The sequence below is a fragment of the Streptomyces sp. NTH33 genome (assembly GCF_003236365.1).
In the GTDB taxonomy this organism is placed as follows: domain Bacteria; phylum Actinomycetota; class Actinomycetes; order Streptomycetales; family Streptomycetaceae; genus Streptomyces.
Genome location: NZ_POTZ01000712.1, coordinates 1 through 2500 on the forward strand (window position 1 = coordinate 1; position 2500 = coordinate 2500).

Genomic DNA, 2500 nt, shown 5'->3' on the forward strand with positions numbered 1-2500 from the left:
TCCCCTGTACACCTGGCTCGGTCCCCCGTCTTCCCTGCACCCCTGGCTCGGTCCCCCGTCTTCCCTGCACCCCTGGCTCGGTCCGCTGCCGGGGGTTCATGGTTGGTCGGCTTCTGTCGTCAGCCCGACGGCTGTGGGGGTGTCCGCTTCTCGAACCAGTGGTGGGCGTACGGCTCGTCGTTGAAGGCGGGGACCTCCTGGAAGCCGAAGGAGTGGTACAGGCCGATCGCGGCGCTGAGCGCCTTGTTGGTGTCCAGGCGCAAGGTGTCGCGGCCGTGCTCGGCGGCCCGCGCCTCCAGTTCGGTCAGGAGGCGGCGTCCGAGGCCGAGCCTGCGGGCCCGGGGCGCGACCCACATGCGCTTGATCTCCGCCGGAGCCCCGGGCGGCAGTTTCAGACCGGCGCAGCCGACGGGTTCACCGTGCAGTCGAGCTACCAGGAACAGGCCGTGAGGCGGCCTGAGTTCGCCCGCGTCGGGCAGCAGGCTGCGCGCGGGGTCGAAGCCGGTCTCGAAGCGCTCCTGCAGCTCGGTGAAGTAGGACAACAGGCAGTGCCGGGCGTCGGGGTGGCCGGGGTCGACGACGTCCAGCGTCACCGTCGCGGCGGTCAGCAACCGGTCGACCTCGGCCATGGCCGCGACCAGCCGGTCGCGCTGTGCGGCGTTGAGCGGCTCGAGCAGGGAACCGGCCAGCTCGTCGCTGCGGTCGTCGAGCAGGGCGCGCTCCGCCCGGCCCGCGTCGGTGAGCCGCACGGTGCGCACTCGCCGGTCCCGGCGCTGCGGCTCGACCGTCACCAGGCCGTCGGCCTTCAGGGAGCGCAGCAGCCGGCTGACGTACCCGGAGTCGAGTCCGAGACGCTCGCGCAGGTGCCGCACGTCCTGGCCCTGCTCGCCGATCTCCCAGAGCAGCCGGGCCTCGCCGACCGGCCGGTCGCCGCCCAGGTAGTGGTCATGGAGCACGCCCACGCGTTCGGTGACGGTGCGGTTGAACCGCCGCACCTGGTCGATCTGTGCCGCATCTGTCCGCGCCTGGTTCATCCTCTGACCTTAGTCAGAGAGTTTGGCGTCCGGCCAGACGTCTCAGCCGTTCCAGGCCGGACGGCGCGGGTCGTCCGCGCGTACCAGGACGTCGGCGGTGGCGGCCGGGTCGGTCTCGGCCTCGTAGCGGTCGAAGGCGGGGAGTGTCCAGTGGTCCGCCTCGGGGGTGCGACGGCGCAGGGCGCCCGGGGAGAGGAGGAGGTGGACGGTCAGGTCGAAGGGGAACCAGTGGCGCAGCAGGAGGGGGCCGTGCAGCAGGAGCAGGCCGCCGGGCGGGAGCCGGACGTAGGGGCTGCGGGTGGCGCGGTCGGTGGCCGGGTCCCACAGGTCGGGCAGGACGCGGCCGTCACCGCCGGGTTCGAGCGGGCCGAAGACCTCCCGCCACAGGGCGCCGGTGTCGAGCCAGCCGTCGTAGTAGGAGTCCACGCCCCGGTGGCCGTGCTCCAGGCGGAGGGAGGCCGGGCGCAGGAAGCCCTCGGTGCCGACGACCAGCGAGGGCCGGCCGAGCGGGCGCAGCGCCTCGGCGACGCGTTCGGCGAGGTTGCCGGGGCAGGCGGCGGGGGCGCCGTCGAAGGCGACGCGCGGCCAGGGGCTGCCGTCGCCGGGCTTCAGGTCGAGCAGGCGCTCGGCGAGGCGGTCGGCGAGCCGTTCCCAGGTGATCGCTCGGAGTCGCACACCGTCCATGATGCGGCAGGCCGTACCCCGCGGTGCTCCGCGCGGGCTCCACCCGGGCTCTACACGCGGACCGGCGCCGACGTATCGTGGCCGGGAAGAGGTGGTGCCCAGGCAAGGGGGACGGCCATGGCCGATCCCAAGGGTTTCATGACCACGCCTCGGCGGGAGTGGCCGCGCCGGCCGGTCGAGGAGCGGGTGCGGGACTGGCACGAGGTGTACGTGCCGGGCGGGTTGCTGCCGATCATCAGCAAGCAGGCGGACCGGTGCATGGACTGCGGGGTGCCGTTCTGCCACGAGGCCTGTCCGCTGGGCAACCTGATCCCCGAGTGGAACGACCTGGTGTCCCGGGAGGACTGGCGGGCGGCGAGCGACCGGCTGCACGCGACCAACAACTTCCCCGAGTTCACGGGGCGGTTGTGCCCGGCGCCGTGCGAGGCGGGGTGTGTGCTGGCGATCAACCAGCCGGCCGTCACCATCAAGAACGTGGAGTGCGCGATCGCCGACCGGGCCTGGGAGGAGGGGTTCGCCCCACCGCGTCCGCCCGACCGGCTGTCCGGGCGGACCGTCGCGGTGATCGGCTCGGGGCCGACGGGGCTGGCCGCGGCGCAGCAGCTGACCCGCGCGGGGCACACCGTGGCCGTGTACGAGAGGGACGACCGGCTCGGCGGGCTCATGCGGTACGGCATCCCCTCGTTCAAGATGGAGAAGCACCATCTGGAGCGGCGACTTGAGCAGATGCGGGCCGAGGGGACCAAGTTCCGTACGTCCATGGCGGTGGGGCGGGACGTGGG

Annotated in this window: 3 protein-coding genes; 1 reads left to right on the forward strand and 2 read right to left on the reverse strand. The window is 73.2% G+C overall.

All coding sequences use genetic code 11. From position 1 onward, the window contains the following. Positions 1 to 119 precede the first annotated feature (119 nt). Positions 120 to 1034 (reverse strand): bifunctional helix-turn-helix transcriptional regulator/GNAT family N-acetyltransferase, encoded by a 915-nt coding sequence (locus C1I97_RS35345; RefSeq protein ID WP_111007039.1) that lies wholly within the window; start codon positions 1032 to 1034, stop codon positions 120 to 122. Between the two features lie 42 nt (positions 1035 to 1076). Then, complete coding sequence (locus C1I97_RS35350; protein WP_181447064.1) at positions 1077 to 1718, reverse strand: uridine kinase; 642 nt, start codon at positions 1716 to 1718, stop codon at positions 1077 to 1079. Between the two features lie 117 nt (positions 1719 to 1835). On the opposite strand from C1I97_RS35350, the gene C1I97_RS35355 reads away from it, so the two are divergent. Continuing rightward, the coding region (locus tag C1I97_RS35355; protein WP_146608406.1) for an FAD-dependent oxidoreductase at positions 1836 to 2500 on the forward strand (665 nt) is incomplete at its 3' end.

Bases quoted from the DNA above. Each gene is read 5' to 3' on its own strand.
- C1I97_RS35345 (WP_111007039.1), bottom strand. From the start codon at position 1,034: ATGAACCAGGCGCGGACAGATGCGGCACAGATCGACCAGGTGCGGCGG.
- C1I97_RS35350 (WP_181447064.1), bottom strand. From the start codon at position 1,718: ATGGACGGTGTGCGACTCCGAGCGATCACCTGGGAACGGCTCGCCGAC.